Here is a 25239-nt window from a genome sequence, read left to right on the forward strand (position 1 = left end):
CAATGTCATATATTAAAAAATTGAGAGCTAGATTAGATAGTGGTGAAGTCACAGCGGTTGAATTAGCTAAGCAATATCTAGCAAAAATAAAAGACCAAGATAAAAATATAAACTCTGTAATTACACTATGTGAAGCAGAGGCGCTAAAAGAAGCAGAAAATGCTGATGCTATTATTTCTGCAGGTAAGCAAGGCTTGTTGACTGGTATACCTATTTTGCATAAAGATCTTTTTTGTACGAAAGGTATCAAAACAACAGCAGCTTCTAAGATGCTAGATAACTTTGTAGCTCCATATGATTCAACAGTTACAAAAAACTGTAAAGATCAAGGTATGGTGACTCTTGGTAAGCTAAATATGGATGAGTTCGCTATGGGCTCAACTAATGAGCATAGCTATTATGGAGCTGTTAGTAATCCTTGGGACTTGGATAGAGTACCAGGTGGATCTTCAGGTGGCTCGGCAGCGGCAGTTGCTGCAGGCTTTGCTCCTGTTAGTACAGGTTCAGATACTGGTGGATCTGTAAGACAGCCTGCGAGTTTTTGTGGTCTAACAGCTATGAAACCAACTTATGGAAGTACTTCAAGATTTGGTATGGTAGCCTTTGCATCATCTTTTGATCAAGCAGGTGTTTTTGGGCATTATGCTGAAGATGTAGCTATTATGTTGGATACTATCGCTGGAGAGTGTCAGTATGATTCTACCTGTGTTGGTGTCAAAGAAAATCATTTCACACAAGACTTAGAAAAAGATATTTCAGGTAAAGTAATTGGTGTTGATGAAAGTTTGATCAAAGACCTGCCAGAGCAAATCCAACAAGCAGTAGCAACAACACTTAAAAACTTTGAGAAGCTAGGAGCCGAAATAAAGTCAGTTAAAGTTCCCGATTTAAAAGAGGCTCTTTCAACTTACTATATCATAACGCCAGCAGAAGCAGCGGCTAACCTAGCTAGATATGATGGTATTAGATATGGCTACCGTAATCCAGAAGCTAGAGATTTAGATGAGCTATACAGAAAATCTCGTACTGATGGTTTTGGTGAAGAAGTTAAGCGTAGAATTATGATAGGGAACTATGTGTTAGCATCAAGTCAGTATGACTCTTATTATAATAAGGCTCAGCAGTTACGTAAGGTAATGACTGATCAAATTAATCAAATATTTGAGCAAGTTGATGTTATATTCATGCCTGCAGCTCCAAGTGAAGCTTTCAAAAAAGGTGATAAGTTAGATCCTGTTTCGGCATATTTATCAGATATTTATACTATACCTGCTAATATATCAGGTTTGCCAGCAATAGCTTTTCCGATTGGTTTTGCTAATGATTTACCTGTTGGTGGTCAATTCATGGCTAAAGCATTTAATGATAATGTTTTGACGCAAATGGTCACACAATATCAAAATAGTTATGGTATTGAAGAATTTATTTTAGAACAAGCGAGGATTTAATAGTGAATTGGGAAATGGTGATAGGACTAGAGGTCCATATTCAGTTAAGTACTAAATCTAAGCTGTTTTCGACTTCTGCAACAAAATATGGGCAGCATCAAAATACTCAGGCTGCATTTTTAGATTTAGGTTTGCCAGGAACTTTGCCTGTAGTAAATAAAGAAGCTATTCGTAAAGCTGTTATATTTGGTTTAGCTGTAGATGCTAAAATATCAAAGGATAGTTTCTTCGCACGTAAAAATTATTTTTATCCAGATTTGCCAAAAGGCTATCAGATTAGTCAATCTCATAATCCAATAGTACAAGAGGGTAGTCTAGAGATTGAAACTTCTAATGGAGCTAAAACTATCAGAATAGAACGAGCTCATCTAGAAGAAGATGCTGGTAAATCAGTTCATGGTTATGTTGCTGGCGAGACAGGTCTAGATTATAACCGTGCGGGTACACCACTTTTAGAGATTGTGACATATCCTGACTTTAGGTCATCTGAAGAAGTAGTTTCTTATCTTAAGAAGCTTCATCAGCTAGTCAAGCATTTGGGTATATGTGATGGTAATATGCAAGAAGGCTCGTTTAGATGTGATGTCAACTTGTCAATAAGACCACAAGGTCAAGATAAGTTTGGTACTCGTGCAGAACTTAAAAACATAAACTCGTTTAGATTTATTGATAAAGCGATTGAGTATGAATATGCTCGTCAAATAGCTGTGCTGGAGTCTGGAGGAGAAGTTGTTCAAGAAACTCGTCTATATGATGCTGATGCAAATGAAACACGCTCAATGCGCGCAAAAGAGGATGCTTTTGATTATCGTTACTTCCCGGATCCAGATCTATTACCATTGGTAATAACTGATGAATATATCGAAAGTATCAAAAAACAGATGCCACTTAAGCCAGAAGAGCGTGAAGCGGTATATCGTGAGCATTTAGCTGATCAAGAAGTTGAGTTTTTATTATCAAATCTTGAAATAGCAGATTACTATGACAAAGTAGTAGCTGTGATAGGTTATAAGCCAGCGTATAACTGGATAACAGTTGATCTAATATCAACTCTTAATAGAGCGGAAAAAGAATTCTCAGCAGATATTATTCCTGTAGAGATTCTATTAGAGGTTATTGATAATGTACAAAAAGATGTTATCTCACAAGCAAATGCCAAAAAAGTCATAGCAGAGTACATTGAGTCAGCAACATCTGTTGCTAATATCATCGAGAAACTAGGTTTGAAACAAGTATCAGATGAGGGCGCGATAAGAGAATTAGTTCAAGGTATAATTGTGGCTAACCCTCAACAAGCAGCTGATTTTAAAGCTGGTAAGACTAAGCTTATGAGCTTCTTTGTTGGTCAAGCTATGAAAGCAAGTAAAGGTAAGGCAAACCCTAAGCAGGTTAATCAAATAGTTCAAGAAGAGCTTAATAAATAAAATAGGAAAATCAAATGAATACAAATAAATTTTACTATCATCTTATGAAGCTGAATGTTTTAAGTAGTAGCTACGTTGATGATGCTTATAAAGTTGCTTGGAAAGGAAATGTATACCCATTTTTTCATGATAGTAAGTATGAGTTTCATTATGAAGTTGCAAAGTACTTTGACAGAGCTGATGAGAAAACTATAGATAAGCTTTGCTCTTTATTAGATGATTATATTGATGAAAAAACAGATTTTTCTAATTTCGAAGAAAAGGTTGAAAAGATAGTTGGTAAAGGTAATGTATTTTATGTTCTTGATTATATTTTCAAGTCAGGTCAATATCAGCAACTTTTGGAAAATGTTAAATTGAATAAAATGCACTTTAGCCAACATTTTATTGATCGTTTTGTTGCTGGTGGTTATTTCGAGTAATTTTCTGCCTATATATTTATTCCTAAATACTCGTTAGCAATATACTCAAATAGTGCTTTATGCACTTGACAGGTTGGATGGACACCATCCCAGAATATATATTCTTGAGGATTATCACATAATTTACCAGTTTCAGCAGCTAAAATTGCACTAGTAATATCTGGAGTCAGAGGAATTTTGCCCATATCTAGTTCTCCTGATGAAATATTCTCAGATTCTTGAAGTAGAATAGGCTTGGAGTTGTTTCTTAATAGGTTTTCATAAAAATCTTTTGGATTTTGACCATCTGGATTATAAGAAAAATAACCACCACTCCAGCAACTTTGGTTGGTTTTACTTGGGTTTATCGAAGTGTGATATTTTTTGTTGAAATTATCAGTATCATTAACAAGCATCTCAAATATTGGATTCATATCTACAAACTCTATATTAGTTTGATCTTTAGCAAACTGTTTTAGAATTTGATTATGTAGAGAAGATACTTCTTTTAAGAGGTTTTGGTTGCCTATATTTTTTGACTCTGGTGTCAATCCTAGATTAGGTAGTCCAATAACTAGAGTCTTTTGTGCATTTACAGTTTTGATAGCAGCTATGATCTTGTCAGTAACTTCAGTAGCAATATTCTTGAGTGAGTTAGGGTCTTGATTTGCTGATATTGTTAAATAGTCATTTGCACCAATAAAAAATATTGCTAGATTTTTAGTAGTATCGTGAGCCCCATCATCTAGAGAATATGCTTGAAGTTCAGTGCCTATTGTATAGGGTAGTCCAAGATCTGTCCAAGATGGTTCAAACACAGCAGTGGCACCTCCAACAGCATAATTACTGATGGGGATTTTATTTTCTAGAGTTCCACTTAACATTGTTGTCCAAACTGAGCCATTAGAAAACATACCTCTATAATAAGGAGTTGATCTTGGGATAATTCCATTTGTATAACCATATAAGTTACCTGTATCGCTTAGGCTATCTCCAAATATAAGAATTCTTTGTATGTCATTGAGTTTTGAATTTTGTGGATTTGTGAATTTTGGACATGCAGAAATTGTAAATATAGGTATACGATATTTTAGTGTTGTTGTATAGCTATGCCAACTATAATTAAAATCATTGTTTTGATGCTCTATAGCTATATCACCATTCAAATTATTAAAATTTGCACTATTAATTGTCCAACCATTTTTTAGATTATATTGTATTGAGCCACTATGTTGTAAATTCTCAGAATGGAAGTTTATATCTATAGTTGAGTTATAATCTACAAACTTATCATTGGTATACTGTCCAATATTGATATACTGATTTGCATCTAATACTTGATTGTTTATGGCACTTCCAGTGCTATTTCCTGGAGATATACTGAATGATATTGGGACTGAACAGTTATTCTCTATAATAATTTGTGATCTTGCATCAGCATAGCATAATTCAGTTAAGGAAGTGGTTAACGTCAAAAAAACCAGACTAAGCTTTCTCATGTATACAAAAAATAAACTAAATAATAGTAATACTTTAGCTTAGCATTAACTCAGTGACTACATGTATACAGCAATGTCTATAGTAAAAGTATTCATATGCTTGTCGTTATATAACTTTTGATATGAATACTCTGGGCCTATTAAAACATTGTTGTCAAAATATGCGCGTTGAGTTGATAAAATTAGCTGGTTTTTGATTCCAGATGGAGATTGACCAAATAGCAGTGGAGATGCTGGTAATGACATCGGTATATTAGCAGAATTATATGTCTGACCATATGATACACCAAAGTTTGTATTTCTGCCGCCAAGTTGTAATGAATAGTTTGCTGCAGCATACCAGCCTCCAGCTAAGACATTTTGATTACTACCATTAAAGTCTTTTCTATTTGTAGTACTTGCCCAACCTGTTCCTAGGTTTAAAAAACCACCACCTATAGTGTAAGTTAGGTTACCATTAATATTGAAACTGCCTATATTATCAGTTGAAGAATTTTGATTCTCCAAAAACTTACTAAAAGAAGCATTACCAGCTCCTGCAATATTAAAGACATAGCCTGTATTAAAGCCAACAGCTAGGCTCTCAGTCCAACTTTCTGCGTAGAACAATCCAGTTGAAAAATTTATACGATTATCATCAGATCCAAAGACTGCTATATTAGCATTTAGAATGTCATCTTTATAGTTTAATGATATATTCGTTGTTCTACCCGGTGCCAGAAATCCTGTTATACCACCAGTCCATGGACCACCACCTCCAAAAGCACCCACAGAAAGCCTACTTCTTCCAGCAGTTACAAATAATGGCGATGTATCTAGATTACCAAATATGACAAAAGCATTGCCTAAGCCAAAGTTATTAAGCTCACTAGTGCTGATATCAAATTGAGCGGTCACGTAGTGTCCTACATTGGCTAAAAAGTATAGTGTGGCGGATGTTAAAGAAATATTTTGACCATTAGCATTTAGAGTATAGCCATTTGAGATTCCCTCACTACCAGACCATACTTGAGCATCGACTTCTATTTTTCCACCTAAAAATATAGCATAGTCATTAAATTTGTTGCGTTGTCCGATTACCGTAGATGAGAATAAACTGCCTGATATCATTCCTATAGGTATACTATTATTACCTGAGTAGGCTCCTAAAAATGTTACTTGTCCTCTGGTTGTAATTGCTGGGGCATTTCCGACATTAATAGCACCATCATGAGTAAAGATACCGCCTGCTAGGGTATTTCTTAAATCTATGATTGAATTATTTGTATTTATACTGGTGCTGATTTCGTAAGCATTTGTACTATTTCCAAATATTAGGCTTATATCATTAGGTTTTTGGTCGGTTATTTTTGAGTCATATGTTGTTAATCGATTGGAGTCTAGTGTGTTTTCTTCCATATCACTAATATCCGCTTGTAATTTACGTATCTGCTGCTGTAGTTCAATGATGGCTTCTTCATTTAAGCTAAGCTCTTGACCATTAGTGTTTGAAAAAGCTGTGCTGTAAGATAATAAAATAGCTATACATATAATTATAGGCGCTGTAATTTTAGAACTCATAAGAATGTTATTGCATTAGAAGTAACAAATTAGAACTTAGATAATATCATTATGATAATGATAATCAATATCATTTATAGCAGATGAATAAATTAGATTATCTATTCAATAGAATAGGCTTAGCACTCTCGCTAGGAAATAGTTTTTGTAATAACAGTAAGGATATTAAATACCCTGGTATGGAAATAATACCACCTAGTATGAAAAGCATTGAGTAACCGATGTTTGCAGCTAAGAAACCACTAAGTGACATTCCTAGTATATAGATTAGAAGTTCAGCACATACTAAAACTGTAAAGTCAGTGCCTGCTTGATCTTTTGAGCTAAATTTCATGAATATAGTATATAGAACTATCATCTCCATAAGTCGAGAAGCCATATTCAATAATACAATACCAAAGATAAATATTTGATTATCAATGCCATAAAAACTTATAAATCCTAGAGAGAAATAGCAAAAGCCTCTGATTACTGCCAATATTGTCAAAAGAATAGTTTCTTTATAAAAGTTAAAGAGGTAACTAATAACAGCTGCACCACAAACACCTATTAATGCACTACCAGTTCCCATAACTATGCCTATCGTTGTTAGCGGAATATGAGAATCTACCAAAAATGATGATTGCATTCCCATAACCAAACCTTCACAGGCTCTATAACTCAAACACATAAGTAATAATATTCTGGTTTCTTTTCTACTGAAGAAAGACTTTAGAGATGGTATATGGCGCTGGTATTGTTCATTGTGATGATTTTCTCTTATAAGAAACATATAAGCACAAATACATATACTTATTAAAGTCATATATAGAGTAATCTGATGCCAGCCTAAAATTTTGTATAGCGCAATTAGTGATGCTCCACCAATCATGCTACCTAGAGTAGTGCCAATTACTCTACAAAAGTTGCTCCATTGTAAGCTTTTAGCTTTTGTTTGTTCTATTGAAAATCCATCAATTGCTATATCTTGAGTTGCTGCAATGGAGGACAATAAAAACGCAAATAAGAAAATATAGTTGGTATAGTCTTTTGGAGTGTAAATAGAGAATATTAAAAATAGACTTATGGTCAAAAATTGCATTACAATGAACCAGCTTTTTCTTCGGCCTATTTTTTTGATATATAACCTATCTACATAAGGAGCCCATAGGAATTTGATAACCCATGGTAATAGTAAAATACTAAAAAGGCCTATTTTCTCTAAAGAGACTCCTTCAGAACGTAGAATCGTTGGTAGTCCAAAAGTACAGAAATATAGTGATATAGCTTGTGCTAAATAAAGGATAGTTATATCAAGTTGTTTTTTCATATCAAGTTATCTTCAATTAGAATTTGTTGAGCTTTTTCCCATGCTGAGCATGTATTACCAACAGCAATACAGCTAAAGGGCATGCCCTTTGTCATTGCTGGAGCATTAATCTTCTTGATCATGATAGGATCATTTGTAACACGAATCATACCTAGGCACCATTTAGCAAGTTCAGGTTTAGATTCTTTAAACCATTTTGCTTGTTTTAATCTTGCCTTATGTTCAAACTGATACTGTTCAGAAAAAGTACTAATTACTAAGAATTTTTGTTGTTTCTTTAGTATTTGAGAACACTTATCTAACCAATTAAGTACATCTTTATAGCTTGGGGAGCTACCAAAATGCATTTTAACTATTGGCCATTTTGAAATATCGCAGTCTATCATAATGTTTCAGCCTCTATAAAAGAGCTCTTTGAACAACTAAATAGATATGCTTGTTTTTCAGGTAAGGCTATCTCACCAAGATTTGAATATCCGATTTTAGGAGCGATTTTTTGAAAAGGGATCACTCTAACATCAGGTTCAAAGATAACATTATTAGCGCTAAGCATATCAAAGCAATATTTGCTAAGAGCTTCTACAAGTAATTTAGAATATCCTTTGCCTATAGCTTCTTCAGGGCCAATTAGTAGGTGCCATCCATATTCATTATCATCAGTGGAAAAATAATCAGCGATACGATCAGTCTGAGTGTTATAAATTTCAGCATAGGCGATTTCTGAGTTATCTACCGATAATATAAGTAATTTTTGGTTAGGCTTTGAAAGCATATTGCAAAAATGTTTTTTTAGCTCTGACTTTGATTTATTCAGGCTCCAGAATTTTGCTACGTGAGGTTTATTCATCCATGAGTGAATAGTATCTAAATCATGTTCTAAGTCAAATGTTCTAAAAGACACTCTATTATGCTTGAATAAGTCCTTATCTATATTTTTGGTGCTTTGGGCAAGATAAAGAGGATTATCAAGTTGACCTGTAGATATTACCTTAGGTCTTGCTGAGTAATCACTATATCCAACTTCAAAAATTCTTAGCCTATTTAGACATAGTTTTGTAAAAGTTGGTTTATATAGATCAAAACGTTCAAAACGAGATTTTAGCTCAGGATTGCTTGTCTGATATTTTTGTATACATCCATCTAATTTTTGATAGAAGTAAAGTTCGGGGTAGTTTAGTTTGTCTGCTAGTAGCGAGGAGATATATCTATAGTGAACAACAAATAATCCTGTATGAATAAATTGCAGAAGGTAATCATCTTCAACTTGAGGAATAGCATCTTTTACCTGTTGTGGAAGGGATCTTAGTTCATCAACAGGATTTTTGCATATATTTATATCATCGACAAAATCTTTCATCGCTAGACCAACAGGGAGATTGTCATCTATGATTAATATACTATTTTCTCCATGAGGAGAGAAAACCATGCCATATTTGTATAAGAAGTGTAGTAGAGCAGGGACAGTATTTTCAAAAAACATTTCTAGCCATTTATCAATATCTAAAGATGATTCTTTGATCATTTCACAAATAATACTTTTACCATTAGCATCAACATAAGTTAAAGCGGCCATTGTTATAGCCTGTTCACTACTTTTAAGTCTAGTGTGAATACTTTCTCTCCAAATTGCACCTAACTGCTCTGTAAAGTAGTATGGTGCCTGAGGAACTTCTGACTGATAAGGATGATGGCAGTAGGCACTAGCTAACTCTCCTAGAAGAATAAAATTACATTTAGCTAAAAAATCATCTTTTTGGGCTATATTCTTAACCCATTCTGTAAGCATTGGAGCATTAATTGTTTGGTCTTTAGGTAGGCCTCTATAAACTGCAGTATTTAGTATATTCAGAGGTAGCTTTATACTATGTTTTTCAGGATGAGAAATATTAGACATAGTTCTTATTGATTGCATAGCTAGGTGCTGATCAGTGGACTTGCCAAGAAATATAAGATCTTTATCAGCTATATATTTTGTGAACTGTTGCATTACAGCGTTTTTCCATTGCCATGGATGAACAGGTAAAATATAAAAATCACTAGGCTCTTTGCCATTCATTTTTATCGTTTTATTGAAACTGAGTAAGGTTTCTGAGTTAATTTCTTTATTAGTAATTTGTAGATAATCAGTACTTGCTATAGATGAAAAAGTTACTAAATCTTTGTTTACGGCAATCCACACTAAATTGATGATTTTTTGCATCTCTGGAGCGTAGTTTGCATAGTCTGATGCATTAAAGCCAATACGACCTTTATTAATCACAAACCAAGGGTGACCAGTCATGTTTCCTTCTATGTAGGCATATGGAAGTTTGTAGATGTCTTTTGCTGAGATGTTATCTTTTTGTAAGATAGCTATATCAGCAAATATTGTATTATTTAGCTCTTTTATGAAGTGTGCCGTTGTGACAGAATCAATATTTGTTATAGGTAGTGTATCAATGATAAGTCTTATAGCATCATCAGCAGGTTTTGTACTATTACTCTCATGTCTTGTTACAGAGTCCTTTTCAATAGTTAAGTTACCGTATATTCTTTGCACAGCCTTAAATTTGTAACATAGATCTGAGTTTATCTCTAAAGTATATACTTCTTGATCTATATCTTTTTGTAGTGGCTTAAAAATTCCTTCATAACTAAATTCTGAAATTATCTTTTCCAATAGTCTTGTGCTAGCTATCTTGTAGTAGTTTATTTGATTTTTCATATAAATAGTCTCCTGTAATTTATGCGACTTTAATATTTGCTCTTTGTGTTAAGTATTTTTTTGGAACACCAAATGTTGAGAAAATAGTTCGAGAAGATACTTTGTATATCTCTTTGTTGAGAAGAGTATTTACTATCACAGCATTTCTATAACCCCCTAATCCTAAATCAGGAGTACCTACACCATGAGAGTTGATCTCAGCATTTTGGACAAAAATATTTAAGGACGTATTTTGTGTGATTATTTTATAATCACGAGATATTTTGAGATTATTGCTATCATCTCGTTGAATTAGTGCTTCTATATTTTTGAGGACATTATTTATATTTACTTTATATCCGGTTGCTGCAATAACTCTATCTGTTGCGATTGAGAACTCTTGATTTTGCTGACTATGATAAAAAGAGCAGAGAAGTTTATCTTGTGAGTTATCAATATTTAGGCATTCACAGTTTGCAATCAATTCAGCATTGTTTTTATCTTCGATAGATTGTTCATAAAGGACATCATAGATGTCAGATATTGTTTCAGCACTAATTCCTTTATAGAGTAGATCTTGTTCACTTAGAAGTTTAGGCTTTTCTAAATTAGGTAGGTTATAAAAATACTCAATATAATCAGGTGAGAAGTGTTCTAGACCAAGTTTAGAATACTCCATTGGGAAAAAGCCTTTACTCCTAGTCAGCCAGCTAATTTTTGTAGAATCATCTTTTGACTTCATTAAATCTAAAAATATCTCTCCAGCACTTTGGCCAGAGCCTATTAGAGTTATGTGCTGATCTTTTAGAGTTTGATCTTTTATATTCAGATATTCACTACTATGGTGAATGTTTGCTTTATTCCGAAGTTTACTTGGCAAATATGCAGATGTACCCAACCCAAGTACAATGTTCTTTGTTAAATATTGCTGTTTTAGATTATCTTTATCTTTTACTGTGATACACCAAGCCTCGTTCAGCGAATCTTTTTGATGCTCTATATTTATAACTTCAAAGCCAAATTTACAAGAATTACACTTTTGTGATACCCATAAGCAATAGTCATTATACTCTTGTCTAGGTATAAAGAAATTTTCTTTGAAGTAAAATTTATACATACGGTTTTTTTGATGTAAGTAATTTAGAAAAGTAAACTCACTAGTTGGATTAGCCATAGTTACTAAATCAGCTAAAAATGGTACTTGCAATGTTGTCCAGTTCATCATTAACCCAGGGTGCCAAGAGAAATTATCTTTTTTATCAAAGAAAAGGCAGTTGATAGGTTTATCGTTTAATAATGCAGCTAGTCCAAGATTAAAAGGACCAATTCCTATGCCAATAATGTCATAGATTTTCATATAACCTCCTTAAAAGGATTGTTTGTATTTACATAAATAGATTGATTAGTTAAAGGAGCTTGTAGTTCATCAAGCCCGCTAAGTCTTGTGCGTAGATTAGCCTTTAGAGGTAATTGATCTATATTCAGAATCTTTTTGATAAATTTATCGCAGGTTTTATACTTTTCTAGGAAGCCTTCTAAGAAATCTATAGTTATTTTTATTAAATCTTGTTCACTAATATAGCCAGTATTTGTAATGGCTTCTATTACCGAAAGAAGTTGATTTACAACGAAATAGTAGCAAAAATGATGATCTATAAAGTCCTCAGATTCTCCACATAGACTATTGATATCTCCAAAATTAGCTTTTTTGAGCTCTGGATGATCTTTTATATAATAATATCCTTGGCTATCACGATAATAGCTTTCAACAGGTAGTCCATGCTCTAGTTTGACTAGCAAGTTTTGTTGATGAGCTTCTAGAGCAATACCATATTTTGAGTACAGCCAAAGTATAGGGGTAATAGCCACTGTTAAGTAAGTCTCAAACCAATAGATAGCAGCTTCATAAGTAGAGATATTGTTGTGTACACTGAAATATTGGATTAATGAACTAATACGGGTAGCTTCATTAAAAGGATTAGGTTCAGTTAGACTTGCAATACATGCGATATCATCTTGATGATTAAAATTGGCATTGCGTATGATGCAGATACTAGGATCAAAAATTTTATTATTAACTTTTATTGCACAATAAGCAGGATCTGTAATTAGCTTAAAGAATGGGAACTCATTATTTAAGATAGTCTGTAAATGATTTGTATATAGTTTATGAACTGTCAAACTTCTGTTACATTCTTTGGCCAAATTCGTTCTTACTGAATTTGTTATGGCGATATTTAGCGAGAATTTCAGCATAATGTTGGCTTGTGGAGAGTACACAGTTCTAACAGAGGTTGTTGGATAAAACCAAGGGCCTGTTATGCCAATATCTATTATCTTTTTTTGAGCTTTATATTTTTGGATTTCATCATGTTTTGCCAAGTATTTTGCTTGCCAAGGATGTACAGCAAATAATTGGTAATCTTTATCAGATTTATAGTATATACTCTCATTTTTTAGGAAGTCTGAAAAAATCTCATCTGTATTTTTTTCAAGTAATGATTGTGATTCTAAAATATCTTTACTTATATACATATAATAAAGCTGAAACTTGCCATTTGTTTCTGGAGAATATTGTACGAACTCTTCCTTAGAAAAGCCTTCTCTACTCTTAGGATCTGGTTGTAATCGATGGCCTCTTATTAAGTTTTGCTCATTTGTGATAAATGAGTTTTCATATCCAAAGGCATCATCAATTTTGTGTTTTCTGTAATGTAATATCTGAGCAATATTTGTTGCGGAGTTGGTTATCCTCTCTAATAACTCATCGAAGGCGATTACATTAGAGCTTTCTAACTCCTTGCTAATTAAAAATACAGCCTCAAGAGGGTCAAGCTTTATTTTTTCATCTTGTTTTACTAAATAGCATGGTAGTTCCCATATTGGTGATTTCAATATTGGAGAAATTTTTACATTAGTTTCAAAACTAGAACCTATAGATTTCAAAAGGATATTGAACTTATAACTACCATCATTGTTTCGGAATAATTTATAATTGTTAAATTCACGATAATAACAATTTAAGAAATTCTTTAGAGTTATTCTATTTGCGTACTTATTCATTGTTGGCTTGCCTCTATTTGATTTTTGACTAAGTTGCCATAGTGTTTTATTTGCTTGAGACAGGCATTTATTAGTTCTGATGTTATCATTGGATTAACTAAGGTGATTTTTAAGTAAATATCCTTATTCACTTTTGTCTGAGCTATAGCAAATTTACCACTATGAAATATAAGTTTATGAACCTCTCTGTTAATCAAATTTAGAGTCTTAGAACTTAAATTTTTATCATAATACCTAAAAACAATTGTATTTAGATGATTGTTTAAATGTTGCTGCTCTTCAAAAGCTAGTTGTAGGCTATTGTCTTCTTCTATAGTTGTTATCGTTATATTTGTAATCTCGATAATATGGTCAATCCATTTTGCAAATAATTCAGTACCACTATTTTGCAATGAGACAAATATTTTCAGAGCATCAAACCTACGAGTTGTTTGTATCGATTTATCTACTAAATTTATAGTATCAAAGCCATCTTCATCAGGGTTTAAGTAATCAGCATGGTAGCTTAGAAGCTTAAAAGCTTGTCTATCTTTACAGAAAAAAGCACCACAACTTACAGGCTGGAAAAATAGTTTATGAAAATCAATAGTTACAGAATCAACAAGTTCAAGACCTGCCAATCGATCTTTGTGTTTATTTGAAAGTATTAGAGCTCCGCCAACAGCGGCATCTGCATGAACCCATATGTTATGTTTATTTGCTATTTCTGCTATTGACTTGATACTATCAATACAACCAAAGTCAGTATCTCCAATAGTTGTAACTATACATATCGGAGTTAAGTCTTGTGCTTTCAGAGAGTCTATTCTTGAGGCTAAATCTTTAACATCTAATTTAAGATTCTCATCTGTTTTTATTAGTTCGATTGAGTTTTTACCTAATCCCAATATTGATAGAGATTTATGCACAGAGAAGTGCGTTTTTTCTGTGCATAAGATACGAAATTTATTAGCAATATTTGGCAAGCCTAAATCTGCTATTTTATGATTTAGGGTATTTTCGCAGTAATGATCTCTTGCTAAAAGTAGTCCCATTAGGTTTGACTGAGTTCCACCACTTGTAAATATACCATCTGAGCATGGATTATCTTTGTAAATTAAAGAGCTAAACCAGTTAATAACAGCTTGTTCAATATATGTGGCAATAGGGCTTTGATCCCATGAATCCATAGATTGATTTAGAGTTGAGATAAATATTTCAGCAACTAATGAGGGTAACATTACAGGGCAATGTAAATGAGCCATAGAAGTTGGAGAATTAACATTCAGCGAATGTTTAAAAAACTCGCCAAGCTGATTCTGGATTATATTCTCTAACTTTTTAGGTTCTTTATTTATCTTATATTGAGCACTTAGACCTTCTAATTGTCTTGCCTCTTGCCCACTAAAAATGTTAGAGCTCTTTAAGTTGGCTATGATTATTTCTAATGTATCTTTTATACTTTGTTTATATGCATTAGTACTTTCTATAGAGCTGTTTAGAAAGTAATTATCAAGATTTAGACTCATATGTTCTCCTTAATCGAGTCTTCTAATATTTGAACCACTTCATTGATTTGTTCAATAGTTATTGTTAAAGGGGGTAATAGTCTAATAGTTCCTCCAAAGCGACCGCCTAACTCAACTATCAATCCCATATCAAAACAAGTCTTTTTGATTGCTAGAGCTTTTTTTCCATCAGCAGGCAAACTACCGATTGAGTCTGGCTTTGAAGATACATCAACTATTTCCATACCAACCATCAAGCCCGAACCGCGAACATCACCAATAATGCTATATTTGTTTTTTAGGCTATGGAGTTTGTCGAGTAGATAATTACCTTTTTTACTTACTTGTTCTAGGAAGTCAGTATTGTTTACTCTTTTTAGAACAACGCTTCCCGCGACCATTGCAAGCACATTACCACGAAATGTTCCTGTATGAGCGCCAGGCTTCCAAGTATCTAAATAACTTTTGTATAGTATTACAGATATTGGCAATCCTCCACCAAGTGCTTTAGATAGAACAATTACATCTGGATCAATACCAGCTTTTTCAAAAGCATATAAGTATCCCGTTCTGCCAATACCACACTGAACTTCATCAACAATTAGAGGTATATCTAGTTCTTTAGTTAGCTCTCTTATTGCCTTTAACCATTTTATAGGTGCTGGGATTACCCCTCCTTCACCTTGGACGGGTTCCAGTATGATTGCAGCTGGTTTTTTTATACCACTTTCAGGATCTTTTAATAGACGAGAGATCATTTGGATATTTATGTCTATGCTTTGTTCATCTTTGAGGCCAAAAGGGCAACGATATGAATAAGGGTAAGGTAGGAAGTGTACATAGGGAGTGAGTCCAGCAATATCTTGTTTGGGTTCTAAATTACCCATAAGAGAAAGTGTTCCGTGAGTCATACCATGATAGGCACCATGAAAAGCAATTATATTCTCTCTACCTGTTGCCGTTTTGCATAGTTTGATTGCTGCTTCAACTGCATCAGAACCGCTTGGGCTACAAAATTGAACTTTTGTTTTGCCATGGTAAGATTGGGGTAGAGTATTTAGTAGCTCTTCCATAAAGCTATGTTTTTCTTCTGTAAGCAAGTCTAATGTATGTATCGGAACTCCTTTGTTTAGAGTTTGTGATATGGCATTTGTAATTTCCGGATCATTGTGTCCAAGAGCAATAGTTCCAGCTCCCGCTAGGCAATCTATATATTTTTTGTTTTCGATGTCTGTTAAATAAACACCTTGAGCTTTTTTTATAACTAAAGGGTTTTTTCTAGGATAGCTTCTAGCATTAGACTCCCAAGTTGCTTGATTTTCTAACATCGTTTGTTGTGATTGTAAATTCATATTTTATCTCTGCTGTTTATTTATTGATAATGATTATCATTTACATTATATTTAAATGCAACATTAATCAGCAAAAAATTTATGAAAAAACAAATCAGTGTAGCAAAATTTGGTGGAACTAGTGTCGCAACTATCGCAGCTATATATAAGTGCGTTGATATAGTCAAAAAAAATGAAGATATAAAAGTTGTTGTTGTCAGTGCGCAAGCTGGAGTTACTAATTTATTAGAGGAGCTTATAAAAAGCGATATTCATGGTTATAAAAGAATATGTACAGACCTACATCTTATCATAGATCCTATTGTTGAATCTGTTCTGCCAGCAGAGAGTTTTAATATAGAATACTTATCTAGTGAGCTCGAGGAGCTTTGTCAGAGACTGTATGTAAGTGAAGAATTAGATTTGCGATTGCAGTCACAGATCTTATCTTTTGGAGAGAGGGTTTCAGCATATATTTTTAATCAGGTTTTGCAAGTGCAAGGCATAAATTCAGAGCATGTAGATGCTAGAAAAATTATTAAAGCCGATGGTAGCTATATTGAAGCTAAGCCTTTATTGGAAAACATAAAAAATCAGACGAGAAAATATTTTTCTGATCCGGAAAAGATATATGTCATGGGCGGCTTTATTGGTTCAAATTTAGATAATGAAACAATATTGTTAGGTCGAGGAGGGAGTGACTACTCAGCAGCATTGATTGCTGAAGCTATAAATGCAAATATGCTGTATATTTGGACAGATGTTGCAGGTATACATCAAGCTGATCCAAGATTGATACCTAAATCTCAAGTAATAAGACAGATAAACTTTGAAGAGGCTATTGAACTGATAAGTTTTGGTGCTAAGGTTTTACATCCTGATACACTTTGGCCTGTAATAAGAAGTGGAACAAAAGTATTTGTCGGGTCAACATTTGATCCCAATAAAGGAGGAACTTATATTGTAGATAATCAGGAGTTGGTTAATAGAGGTGGGGTGAGAGCTATTACAGAAAAGCATGAACAAATTTTGATGAAAATAAAACTTCAAGATAGAGACATATCAGATGTAGCCCCTGATATTTTTTCTCTGCTAAAAAAATATGGAGTAACGCCTGTTATAGTCAGTTTGAGTGACAAAGAATTCTCATTTGTTATTAATCGACTAGATAAATTTATAGAAAATTCTGTAATTAGTGATTTAACTGCCTTACATCCTGATTGTTTTGAATTTGAGCGTAATTTATCTTTAACTGCCTTGATTGGAAATGGTTTAGATAAGATACCTCAGTTGTTTAAGGATCTTTCGGATGGGCTAGGCATCTCGAGTACTAAGCTGGTTGGTTATGGGACTAAAGGTAATAGCTTATATTTTCTAACAGAGAGTGATGATACTCTCTTGCAAAGAGTATATGATCAAATTTTCGAGTACTAGAAGTCACTTTTTTAAGCAAGATTTGCATTTAATATATATATTTAGACTATGGTCAACCATTTCAGCTCCGAGAGACTCAATTATTTTTTTCTGCATGGCTTCGATTTCTTCACTATAAAATTCTTGTATTTTGTTACATGAGACACAGATGATATGATCGTGGTGATCTCCTTGATTTAGCTCATACATAACTTGATCAGAGTCTAGCTTGAGTCGGCTTATTATTCCTGCTGATTCAAACTGATTAAGTACTCTATAAACTGTAGCTATGCCTGTACTACTTCCTTGAGATTTGAGCTTAGAAAAAACATCATCAGGACTAAGGTGCCTGTCTGTATTTTCTTCAAAAAGTTTAAGTATTTCAACTCGTGGTTGAGTAATCTTAAAGCCATATTGTTTTAGATCAAAGTTATTTGAGTTCATCTTATGTTGTTTATAAATTATGTATAAAATTCTAATATTAAAGATTATGTGAAAAGCTTGACTAAGTAAAGCCTTTAGAGGCTATAGTGTTTTACGATTTTAGGTTTTTGTAGTTCTAATAATTATTTTATAGTATCTATAAGCTTTTAAATTTCTTATGACTTTGTACTTAAACTCTAATTGTGCTATCATTAACGAACTAATTATTTTTATCAATCTTTTTCTATGAGCGCTAATGTTTATGCAGAATTTGCACCAATATTGATATTTCTTATCATAGCCTTTGGTTTGGGGGCAGCATTTGCAATGATCGGTAAAATTTTATCGATGATTGTTGGAGCCAATAACCCGAATGCAACGAAAGGAGAGACTTTTGAGTGTGGGTTTCCTACCTTCGGAGATGCTAGAGAAAAGTTGGACGTTCGTTTTTACCTAATAGCTGTACTGTTTTTAGTATTTGATTTGGAGTTGGCGTTCATTATTCCTTGGGGTATAAATTTAAAGGCTAGTGCTGGAATGCCTGCTATTTCAAATCATGCTTTTTTTGCGATGATTATATTTTTGGTGGTACTATTCTTGGGCTTAATATATGCCTGGAAAAAAGGAGCTTTAGAGTGGGAATAGGTAACGAGAATAAAGGTTTTATAACTGCAAGTGCGGATGCACTTATAAATTGGGTACGTACTGGTTCATTGTGGCCTGTAACTACAGGTTTGGCTTGTTGTGCGGTTGAAATGATGCATGCTGGTGCTGCTAGGTATGACTTAGATAGGTTCGGTATTGTTTTCAGACCATCTCCTAGGCAATCAGATGTTCTTATTGTTGCTGGTACACTTTGTAATAAGATGGCTCCAGCGTTGCGTCAAGTGTATGATCAAATGCCAGATCCTAAATGGGTGATTTCTATGGGTTCGTGCGCAAATGGTGGCGGATATTATCACTACTCTTATTCTGTGGTGAGGGGGTGTGACAGAATTGTTCCTGTGGATATATACGTTCCAGGATGTCCTCCGACTGCAGAAGCTTTGGTTTATGGGATAATACAGCTGCAGAATAAAATTATTAGAAAAGATACTATAGCGAGGAAGTGATCGTGAATGCTAGATTACAAGATCATTTTAATAATGTAGAAAAAATATTAAGTGGCTTCGGTGTTGAGTGCTATGTTGCATATGGTGAGATTAATGTTTCTATCAAAGATCAGCGTGACATACATCTTGTGCTAAAAAAACTTAAGAAAGAGTATCACTTCAAGCAACTTACTGATATTACGGCTGTTGATTACTTGACTTATGGTCAGTCTGATTGGCAAGTTGGTAAAGCTGTCTCTCAAGAAGGTTTTTCAAGAGGGAGGCAACAAGATTTTAAAACTGCTGATGTTAATAATAGATTTGAGATTATTTATCAGTTGCTAAGTATGGCTAATAACGTTCGAGTTCGTGTTAAATGTAAGTTAAAAGATGCTCAGATTATTATGGTTGACTCAGTTGAGGATCTTTGGCCTTCGGCTAATTGGGCCGAGAGAGAGGTTTATGATATGTTTGGGATCTATTTCAATAACCACCCAGACTTACGTAGGGTGCTTACTGACTATGGGTTTGTGGGGCACCCTTTGAGAAAAGATTTCCCTCAGACAGGTTATGTGGAAATGCGTTATGATGAAAATCTTGGTAAGGTTGTTTATGAGCCTGTAGAGATCGATGATAGGGTTAATGCGCCAAGAGTAATTCGCAATCAATAAAATTATGGGTTTGTAACAATGGCAGAGTATAAAAACTATACACTAAATTTTGGTCCAGTCCATCCTGCTGCGCATGGTGTTCTTAGACTTATTTTAGAGCTAGATGGAGAGACGGTTGTTAGGGCTGATCCGCATGTTGGCTTACTTCATAGAGGAACAGAAAAACTTGCTGAGTTTAAACCATATAATCAAAGTATTGGCTATATGGATAGATTAGATTATGTCTCGATGATGTGTAATGAGCATGCTTATGTGATGGCGATCGAGAAACTTTTGGAACTTGAGGTTCCTGAAAGAGCTCAGTACATTCGTGTGATGTTTGCTGAAATGACAAGGATTCTTAATCATTTGCTTTGGGTTGCTGCATGTGGTATTGACTTAGGTGCTATGACAGTATTTTTGTATGCTTTTAGGGTTAGAGAAGACTTGTTTGATTGTTATGAGGCTGTTTCTGGTGCTCGTATGCATGCTGCATATTTTAGACCAGGAGGCGTAGCTAGAGATTTACCAATACAAATGCCTCAATATAAGCAAACTAGATTTACAAGTAAAAGAAAAACCAAAAAAATCAATGCTAACAGACGAGGTAGTATGTTGGACTTTTTAGATTCTTTTGTTGTTGATTTTGATAAATCTCTAGATGAGATAGATACGCTTTTAACAGATAACAGGCTTTGGAAACAAAGAACTGTGGATATTGGTGTTGTTACAGCAGAGAGAGCAGTTGAGCTTGGCTTCACTGGACCGATGTTGAGAGGTAGTGGCGTGGCTTGGGATCTTAGAAAATCTCAACCTTATGAGGTTTATGATAAGCTTGATTTTGATATTCCTGTTGGTACTAATGGCGATTGTTATGATAGATATCTTGTCAGAATGGCAGAAATGCGTGAATCAAATAAGTTAATTAAACAGTGCATTGATTGGTTGCGAGCTAATCCGGGACCTGTTCTTTCAGATAACCACAAAGTTGCACCTCCAAAAAGAAATGCAATGAAAAATAATATGGAAGAGCTTATTCATCATTTTAAGCTTTTTTCTGAAGGTTATTGTACTCCTGAGGGAGAGGTTTATGTTGGTACAGAGCATCCTAAAGGTGAGTTTGGTGTATATATTAAGTCTGATGGAGCAAATAAGCCTTATAGACTTAAGATGAAAGCGCCAGGATTTACTCACATAAGTGCTATGGATGAGTTGTTGTCAGGGCATATGTTGGCAGATACTCCAGCGATTATCTCTACGATAGATGTTGTGTTTGGTGATGTAGATAGATAGAGGAAAAAGATGTCTTTAGTAGATTTGATATCGCCACAAGCGAAAGAAGATATAGACAGGGTTTTGAGTAAATTTCCAGCAGATCAGCGTAGATCTGCGATTTTGGAAGGGTTGCATATTTTACAAGATCAAAATGGTGGCTATTTAACGGATGACTTACAAACAGCTCTTGCTGAATACTTGCAAGTTAGTAAAGTCGATGTTTATGAAGTTGCTACGTTTTACTGTATGTATGAATTAAAGCCTGTGGGTAGACATAAATTGAATTTATGTACAAATGTTTCATGCATGTTAAATGGCGCATATGATATATTGGCGCATATTGAGAAAAAACTTGGAATCAAGCCTGGAGAGACTACGAAAGATGGTCGCATAACTCTAAAAGAAGTTGAGTGCCAGGGAGCTTGTTGTGGCTCGCCTATGCTTGAGGTTGACAAGATTTTTTATGAAAATCTAACTATAGAAAAAGTGAATCAAATAATTGATTCTTTGGAGTAGTTATATATGGCAAATGAAGTTTGTTTTCGTACCCTGCATTTAGATAAGCCGTACAGCTTAGAGTCTTACCTATCTGTAGGAGGTTATTCTTATTGGAATAAAATTTTAACGGAGAAGATTCCGCCTGAGCAGATTATTGAAGAGCTCAAGATATCAGGGCTTAGGGGTCGTGGTGGAGCTGGTTTCCCTACTGGTCTTAAGTGGAGCTTTATGCCACGCAATACTCCAGGTCAGAAATATGTGGTTTGTAACTCTGATGAAGGTGAACCAGGAACCTGTAAAGATAGAGAAATAATGCGTAACAATCCTCATCAGTTAATAGAGGGTATGGCTATTGCTGGATATGTAGTTGGTGCTACGGCTGGTTATAACTATACGCGAGGAGAGTTTTACGAGCCTATTGCAAGGTTTGAAGATGCTTTGATAGAGGCTTATCAAGCAGGGTTGTTGGGATCAAATATTAAATCTTCTGGTATTTCATTTGATTTATATTCTGCAACTGGTGCAGGAGCCTATATTTGTGGCGAAGAGACAGCATTGCTTAATTCTTTGGAGGGCAAAAAAGGCCGTCCAAGATTTAAGCCACCATTTCCCGCTTTCAAAGGTCTTTATGGCAGGCCAACTAACATAAATAATACTGAGACTTACGCATCAGCACCAGTAATTTTACAGCATGGTGGTCAATGGTTTAAGAATCTTGGAACTGAAAAAAGTGGTGGTACTAAGCTTTTTTGTATCTCGGGCCATGTCAAGCATCAAAAAGTAATGGAAATAGGTTTAGGTACTCCTTTCAAAGATGTTTTAGAAATGTGTGGTGGTGTTCGTAATGGCCATAAGCTAAAGGCTGTAATACCTGGAGGAAGTTCTTCTAAGATTCTTACAGGTGAAGAGATGCTTAAGGTTACTATGGACTATGAGTCTATAGCTGAAGCTGGCTCTATGCTGGGATCTGGAGCAGTAGTTGTTTTAGATGAAACAACTTGTATGGTAAAAACATTAGCTAGATTAGCAGATTTCTATTATGAGGAGTCTTGTGGTCAGTGTACACCATGCAGAGAAGGTACTGGCTGGTTAGCTCGTACATTGCATAGAATTGTTGCTGGTGAAGGAAAGCCTGAAGATATCGACACTCTAGTGAGAGTAGCAACGAATATAGAAGGAAACACTATTTGTGGTCTTGGAGATGCTGCAGCATGGCCGGTCCAAAGTTATATAAATAAATTCAGAGAAGAATTTGTGTATATGATTGAGAATAGTGGTAAAAGTATAGTGGATCAATAGTTGATTGAGGTAGTTCAGTGTCAGACAATAAAGAATCCAAAAAAATAAATGTAGAGATTGATGGTAAAAGCTATGAAGCCTTGCCAAATCAGTCAATAATAGAAGTGGCAGATGCTAATGGTATTTATATTCCTAGATTTTGCTATCACAAAAAGCTATCTGTAGCTGCTAATTGTAGGATGTGCTTAGTTGATGTAGAAGGTGCTAGGCGTGCTTCTCCTGCATGCGCTACTCCAATTATGGATGGGATGAAAGTCAAAACTCGTTCGGAGAAGGCTTTGCAAATGCAAAAAGATGTAATGGAGTTTTTATTAATAAATCATCCATTAGATTGTCCGATTTGCGATCAGGGTGGAGAGTGCGAGCTTCAAGATATCGCTATGGGATATGGTAATACGACTTCTGAATATCATGAGACAAAAAGAGCCGTTGAAGATCCTGAACTAGGTCCTTTAGTTGCTACGGATATGACTAGATGTATTTTGTGTACACGCTGTGTTCGTTTTGGTGAGGAGGTTGCTGGAGTTAAAGAATTAGGCGTTATGGGTAGGGGAGATCATTCTGCTATCAGTACATATGTTTCAGGAGATATGGTTGACTCAGAAATTTCAGGGAATGTGATTGACCTTTGTCCTGTTGGTGCGTTGACATCTAAGCCTTTTAGATTTAGAGCTAGAGCATGGGAGTTAAAACAATTTCCTACAGTATCCTCAGGAGATGCTTTAGCTACAGAGATTAATGCTCATGTTTATCAAAATAGAATTGTCAGAACTGTTCCTAGAGAGAGTGAAATTACTGGTACGTGGATAGCTGACAGAGATAGATTTGAGTATACAGGATTATATAGCCCAGAAAGAATTGAAAAGCCGATGATTAAAAAATCTGGTGGATGGGTCGAAGTATCTTGGGAAGAGGCGCTTGATTTTATCAAGGTGGCAATTGAGAAAACCAAAGAAAAAGATGGTGCTGATGCTATATCAGCTATTGTATCAGAGTCTGCAACATCTGAAGAGATGTATTTAATGAAAAAGCTATTAGCTGGTATTGGATCTACTAATATTGATGGTAGAGTAAGGCAGTATGCTGATATAGCTGGAATAAGTGCAGGTAAAGGCTTTAATTGTTCATTAGATAATATTCGTGAAAGTGATTTTATTTTGGTTTTTGGATCAAATATTAGAAAAGAGTATCCACTAGTTAATATTGCAGTTAAAGATGCTGTAGAAAAAAATAATGCTAAAGTGGTAGCTTGGAATATTTGTGATTATGATTTTAACTATGATGTTAAACAAGTCAAACTAGCTGCTGATAATATTCAATATATTGCATTATCTTTATTAAAAGCAATTTTTGTAAGAGCAAATCTACCATATGGTGACTTAGATGAAATTTTGAGAAAAGTTGATCCGGCAGCAGAAGTTAGAGAAACTGCAGATAGGATTGTTGCAGCAGAGAATCCAAAAATCATTGTTGGTCAAGATATTGTTAACAGTAGCGGCTTTGAAACAGTATTCAGTATTTTGGAAATACTAGAAAAAGTTATTGGTGTAAAAGGTGGGGTGTTAGCTAGTGATGTTAATTCGGTCGCAGCTGAGAGAATATTTAGTTCCTCTAAATCTAAATTTAGTACATATAAGTGTTTGAATGGTCAAACAGCTACTAAGCTTTTATTCACCGCTCATACTGAGTTAACTAAAGATTGTTTATATGGTGAACAGAAACTAAGAGAGGCATTTGATAATATAGATATCGTTGTTAGTTTTACGGCATTTGCTGATAAGTTTACAAAAGATGTTTCAGATATTATTTTACCTGTAGCTACTCATTATGAAACAAGTGGAAGTTTTGTTGATTTATTTGGTAATACTAAAGCATTTAATCAAGTGGTAAAACCATATGCTGAAAATAAAGAACTGTGGAGAGTATTAAGAGTCGTTGGTAATCTTTTAGAATTAGAAGGTTTTGAGTATAGCTCAATATCGGAAGTCACTGTTGATGCTTATGCTCATAGAGCTAGAGTGGGTATTAATCATGTTGCTCAGATTCTTAATGCAAATTTGGATTATCAAAAAGAAATTGCATTTGTTGCATCAAATTCTATGTATGGTACAAATAGTTTACTTAGAAGAGCCGAGCCTTTACAGAAAACTCGTGATGCTAAGCGTTTCTCTGGAGTTAGAATTTCACGAGAACTGGCTGATGAAATTGGTCTAAAAGCTGGAGTTGGTGTTGTTAAAATCTATGACATTGATAATGAGATAACGCCAGAAGTAATTGTTGATTCTAGTTTGCAGGCTAAAAATATTATGATACCAAGATCATTGTACAAGATGTTTTTATCAGGTGATAATGTAAGTATTAAGCTTGTGAAGGAGGTTAAATAAT

Annotated in this window: 21 protein-coding genes; 11 read left to right on the forward strand and 10 right to left on the reverse strand. The window is 34.4% G+C overall.

The window, feature by feature from the left end:
* The first annotated feature begins 2 nt into the window (after nucleotides 1-2).
* The 3 genes from gatA to ACKTR7_RS02770 are packed head-to-tail and all read left to right on the forward strand — an operon-like array spanning nucleotide 3 to nucleotide 3294.
* Nucleotides 3-1448, forward strand: a complete 1446-nt coding sequence (gatA, locus tag ACKTR7_RS02760; RefSeq protein ID WP_407876924.1) for an Asp-tRNA(Asn)/Glu-tRNA(Gln) amidotransferase subunit GatA — start codon at nucleotides 3-5, stop codon at nucleotides 1446-1448.
* 2 nt (nucleotides 1449-1450) lie between these two features.
* Nucleotides 1451-2872, forward strand: coding sequence for an Asp-tRNA(Asn)/Glu-tRNA(Gln) amidotransferase subunit GatB (gene gatB, locus ACKTR7_RS02765; RefSeq protein WP_407876925.1), 1422 nt, complete (start codon nucleotides 1451-1453; stop codon nucleotides 2870-2872).
* Nucleotides 2873-2886: 14 nt separating this feature from the next.
* A complete protein-coding gene (locus tag ACKTR7_RS02770) occupies nucleotides 2887-3294 on the forward strand; it encodes a hypothetical protein (RefSeq protein ID WP_014714585.1) in 408 nt (135 codons plus the stop codon).
* 8 nt (nucleotides 3295-3302) lie between these two features.
* Here the strand turns inward: ACKTR7_RS02770 and ACKTR7_RS02775 are convergent, their stop codons facing one another.
* From ACKTR7_RS02775 to ACKTR7_RS02815, 9 genes are all read right to left on the reverse strand, one after another.
* Nucleotides 3303-4772: an SGNH/GDSL hydrolase family protein gene (locus ACKTR7_RS02775; protein WP_407876926.1), complete on the reverse strand. Its 1470-nt coding sequence runs from the start codon at nucleotides 4770-4772 to the stop codon at nucleotides 3303-3305.
* Nucleotides 4773-4829: 57 nt separating this feature from the next.
* On the reverse strand, nucleotides 4830-6332 hold the full coding sequence (gene fslE / locus ACKTR7_RS02780) for a rhizoferrin import outer membrane protein FslE (protein WP_407876927.1): 1503 nt from the start codon (nucleotides 6330-6332) through the stop codon (nucleotides 4830-4832).
* Between the two features lie 97 nt (nucleotides 6333-6429).
* Nucleotides 6430-7641: an MFS transporter gene (locus ACKTR7_RS02785; protein WP_407876928.1), complete on the reverse strand. Its 1212-nt coding sequence runs from the start codon at nucleotides 7639-7641 to the stop codon at nucleotides 6430-6432.
* Nucleotides 7638-8027: a hypothetical protein gene (locus ACKTR7_RS02790; protein WP_407876929.1), complete on the reverse strand. Its 390-nt coding sequence runs from the start codon at nucleotides 8025-8027 to the stop codon at nucleotides 7638-7640. The genes ACKTR7_RS02785 and ACKTR7_RS02790 overlap by 4 nt, the downstream gene beginning before the upstream one ends.
* Entirely contained in the window at nucleotides 8024-10345 is a 2322-nt protein-coding gene (locus ACKTR7_RS02795; RefSeq protein WP_407876930.1) for a GNAT family N-acetyltransferase, read from the reverse strand. Before ACKTR7_RS02795 ends, ACKTR7_RS02790 begins: the two co-directional genes overlap by 4 nt.
* Before the next feature lie 19 nt (nucleotides 10346-10364).
* Nucleotides 10365-11681, reverse strand: coding sequence for a lysine N(6)-hydroxylase/L-ornithine N(5)-oxygenase family protein (locus ACKTR7_RS02800; RefSeq protein WP_407876931.1), 1317 nt, complete (start codon nucleotides 11679-11681; stop codon nucleotides 10365-10367).
* Nucleotides 11678-13387, reverse strand: a complete 1710-nt coding sequence (locus ACKTR7_RS02805) for an IucA/IucC family protein (RefSeq protein WP_407876932.1) — start codon at nucleotides 13385-13387, stop codon at nucleotides 11678-11680. Before ACKTR7_RS02805 ends, ACKTR7_RS02800 begins: the two co-directional genes overlap by 4 nt.
* A complete protein-coding gene (locus ACKTR7_RS02810) occupies nucleotides 13384-14895 on the reverse strand; it encodes a pyridoxal phosphate-dependent decarboxylase family protein (RefSeq protein WP_407876933.1) in 1512 nt (503 codons plus the stop codon). Before ACKTR7_RS02810 ends, ACKTR7_RS02805 begins: the two co-directional genes overlap by 4 nt.
* Nucleotides 14892-16226, reverse strand: coding sequence for a diaminobutyrate--2-oxoglutarate transaminase family protein (locus ACKTR7_RS02815; RefSeq protein WP_042524131.1), 1335 nt, complete (start codon nucleotides 16224-16226; stop codon nucleotides 14892-14894). Before ACKTR7_RS02815 ends, ACKTR7_RS02810 begins: the two co-directional genes overlap by 4 nt.
* Before the next feature lie 81 nt (nucleotides 16227-16307).
* Between ACKTR7_RS02815 and ACKTR7_RS02820 the strand changes: the two genes are divergently transcribed.
* Entirely contained in the window at nucleotides 16308-17639 is a 1332-nt protein-coding gene (locus tag ACKTR7_RS02820) for an aspartate kinase (RefSeq protein WP_407876934.1), read from the forward strand.
* 3 nt (nucleotides 17640-17642) lie between these two features.
* On the opposite strand, the gene ACKTR7_RS02825 is transcribed toward ACKTR7_RS02820, so the two are convergent.
* Nucleotides 17643-18062: a Fur family transcriptional regulator gene (locus ACKTR7_RS02825; RefSeq protein WP_407876935.1), complete on the reverse strand. Its 420-nt coding sequence runs from the start codon at nucleotides 18060-18062 to the stop codon at nucleotides 17643-17645.
* Nucleotides 18063-18287: 225 nt separating this feature from the next.
* Here ACKTR7_RS02825 and ndhC point away from each other — a divergent pair, with 225 nt between their 5' ends.
* From ndhC to nuoG, 7 genes are read left to right on the forward strand one after another with little or no spacing between them, the layout of a single operon-like run.
* Nucleotides 18288-18686 carry an NADH-quinone oxidoreductase subunit A gene (gene ndhC, locus ACKTR7_RS02830; RefSeq protein ID WP_004286950.1) on the forward strand — a complete coding sequence of 133 codons (399 nt, stop codon included), beginning with the start codon at nucleotides 18288-18290 and terminating at the stop codon, nucleotides 18684-18686.
* The gene (locus ACKTR7_RS02835; protein ID WP_003017394.1) at nucleotides 18677-19153 is read left to right on the forward strand and encodes a NuoB/complex I 20 kDa subunit family protein; all 477 of its coding nucleotides are present in this window, start codon (nucleotides 18677-18679) and stop codon (nucleotides 19151-19153) included. Before ndhC ends, ACKTR7_RS02835 begins: the two co-directional genes overlap by 10 nt.
* Nucleotides 19154-19155: 2 nt before the next feature.
* Nucleotides 19156-19803: an NADH-quinone oxidoreductase subunit C gene (locus ACKTR7_RS02840; protein WP_222830389.1), complete on the forward strand. Its 648-nt coding sequence runs from the start codon at nucleotides 19156-19158 to the stop codon at nucleotides 19801-19803.
* Between the two features lie 18 nt (nucleotides 19804-19821).
* Nucleotides 19822-21075, forward strand: a complete 1254-nt coding sequence (locus ACKTR7_RS02845; protein WP_407876936.1) for an NADH-quinone oxidoreductase subunit D — start codon at nucleotides 19822-19824, stop codon at nucleotides 21073-21075.
* Between the two features lie 9 nt (nucleotides 21076-21084).
* Entirely contained in the window at nucleotides 21085-21573 is a 489-nt protein-coding gene (locus ACKTR7_RS02850; protein ID WP_014550282.1) for an NADH-quinone oxidoreductase subunit NuoE family protein, read from the forward strand.
* 6 nt (nucleotides 21574-21579) lie between these two features.
* On the forward strand, nucleotides 21580-22854 hold the full coding sequence (gene nuoF, locus ACKTR7_RS02855) for an NADH-quinone oxidoreductase subunit NuoF (RefSeq protein ID WP_407876937.1): 1275 nt from the start codon (nucleotides 21580-21582) through the stop codon (nucleotides 22852-22854).
* A gap of 17 nt (nucleotides 22855-22871) precedes the next feature.
* Nucleotides 22872-25238: an NADH-quinone oxidoreductase subunit NuoG gene (gene nuoG / locus ACKTR7_RS02860; protein WP_407876938.1), complete on the forward strand. Its 2367-nt coding sequence runs from the start codon at nucleotides 22872-22874 to the stop codon at nucleotides 25236-25238.
* The last annotated feature ends 1 nt before the right edge of the window (nucleotide 25239 follow it).

The sequence above is a fragment of the Francisella sciaenopsi genome (assembly GCF_045862875.1).
Taxonomy (GTDB): Bacteria; Pseudomonadota; Gammaproteobacteria; order Francisellales; family Francisellaceae; genus Francisella; species Francisella sciaenopsi.

Excerpts from the sequence above, each read along its gene's own strand:
- gatA (WP_407876924.1), top strand. The coding sequence starts at position 3 with ATGTCATATATTAAAAAATTGAGAGCTAGATTAGATAGTGGTGAAGTC.
- ACKTR7_RS02770 (WP_014714585.1), top strand. The coding sequence starts at position 2,887 with ATGAATACAAATAAATTTTACTATCATCTTATGAAGCTGAATGTTTTA.
- ACKTR7_RS02775 (WP_407876926.1), bottom strand. The coding sequence starts at position 4,772 with ATGAGAAAGCTTAGTCTGGTTTTTTTGACGTTAACCACTTCCTTAACT.
- fslE (WP_407876927.1), bottom strand. The coding sequence starts at position 6,332 with ATGAGTTCTAAAATTACAGCGCCTATAATTATATGTATAGCTATTTTA.
- ACKTR7_RS02785 (WP_407876928.1), bottom strand. The coding sequence starts at position 7,641 with ATGAAAAAACAACTTGATATAACTATCCTTTATTTAGCACAAGCTATA.
- ACKTR7_RS02790 (WP_407876929.1), bottom strand. The coding sequence starts at position 8,027 with ATGATAGACTGCGATATTTCAAAATGGCCAATAGTTAAAATGCATTTT.
- ACKTR7_RS02795 (WP_407876930.1), bottom strand. The coding sequence starts at position 10,345 with ATGAAAAATCAAATAAACTACTACAAGATAGCTAGCACAAGACTATTG.
- ACKTR7_RS02800 (WP_407876931.1), bottom strand. The coding sequence starts at position 11,681 with ATGAAAATCTATGACATTATTGGCATAGGAATTGGTCCTTTTAATCTT.
- ACKTR7_RS02805 (WP_407876932.1), bottom strand. The coding sequence starts at position 13,387 with ATGAATAAGTACGCAAATAGAATAACTCTAAAGAATTTCTTAAATTGT.
- ACKTR7_RS02810 (WP_407876933.1), bottom strand. The coding sequence starts at position 14,895 with ATGAGTCTAAATCTTGATAATTACTTTCTAAACAGCTCTATAGAAAGT.
- ACKTR7_RS02815 (WP_042524131.1), bottom strand. The coding sequence starts at position 16,226 with ATGAATTTACAATCACAACAAACGATGTTAGAAAATCAAGCAACTTGG.
- ACKTR7_RS02820 (WP_407876934.1), top strand. The coding sequence starts at position 16,308 with ATGAAAAAACAAATCAGTGTAGCAAAATTTGGTGGAACTAGTGTCGCA.
- ACKTR7_RS02825 (WP_407876935.1), bottom strand. The coding sequence starts at position 18,062 with ATGAACTCAAATAACTTTGATCTAAAACAATATGGCTTTAAGATTACT.
- ndhC (WP_004286950.1), top strand. The coding sequence starts at position 18,288 with ATGAGCGCTAATGTTTATGCAGAATTTGCACCAATATTGATATTTCTT.
- ACKTR7_RS02845 (WP_407876936.1), top strand. The coding sequence starts at position 19,822 with ATGGCAGAGTATAAAAACTATACACTAAATTTTGGTCCAGTCCATCCT.
- ACKTR7_RS02850 (WP_014550282.1), top strand. The coding sequence starts at position 21,085 with ATGTCTTTAGTAGATTTGATATCGCCACAAGCGAAAGAAGATATAGAC.
- nuoF (WP_407876937.1), top strand. The coding sequence starts at position 21,580 with ATGGCAAATGAAGTTTGTTTTCGTACCCTGCATTTAGATAAGCCGTAC.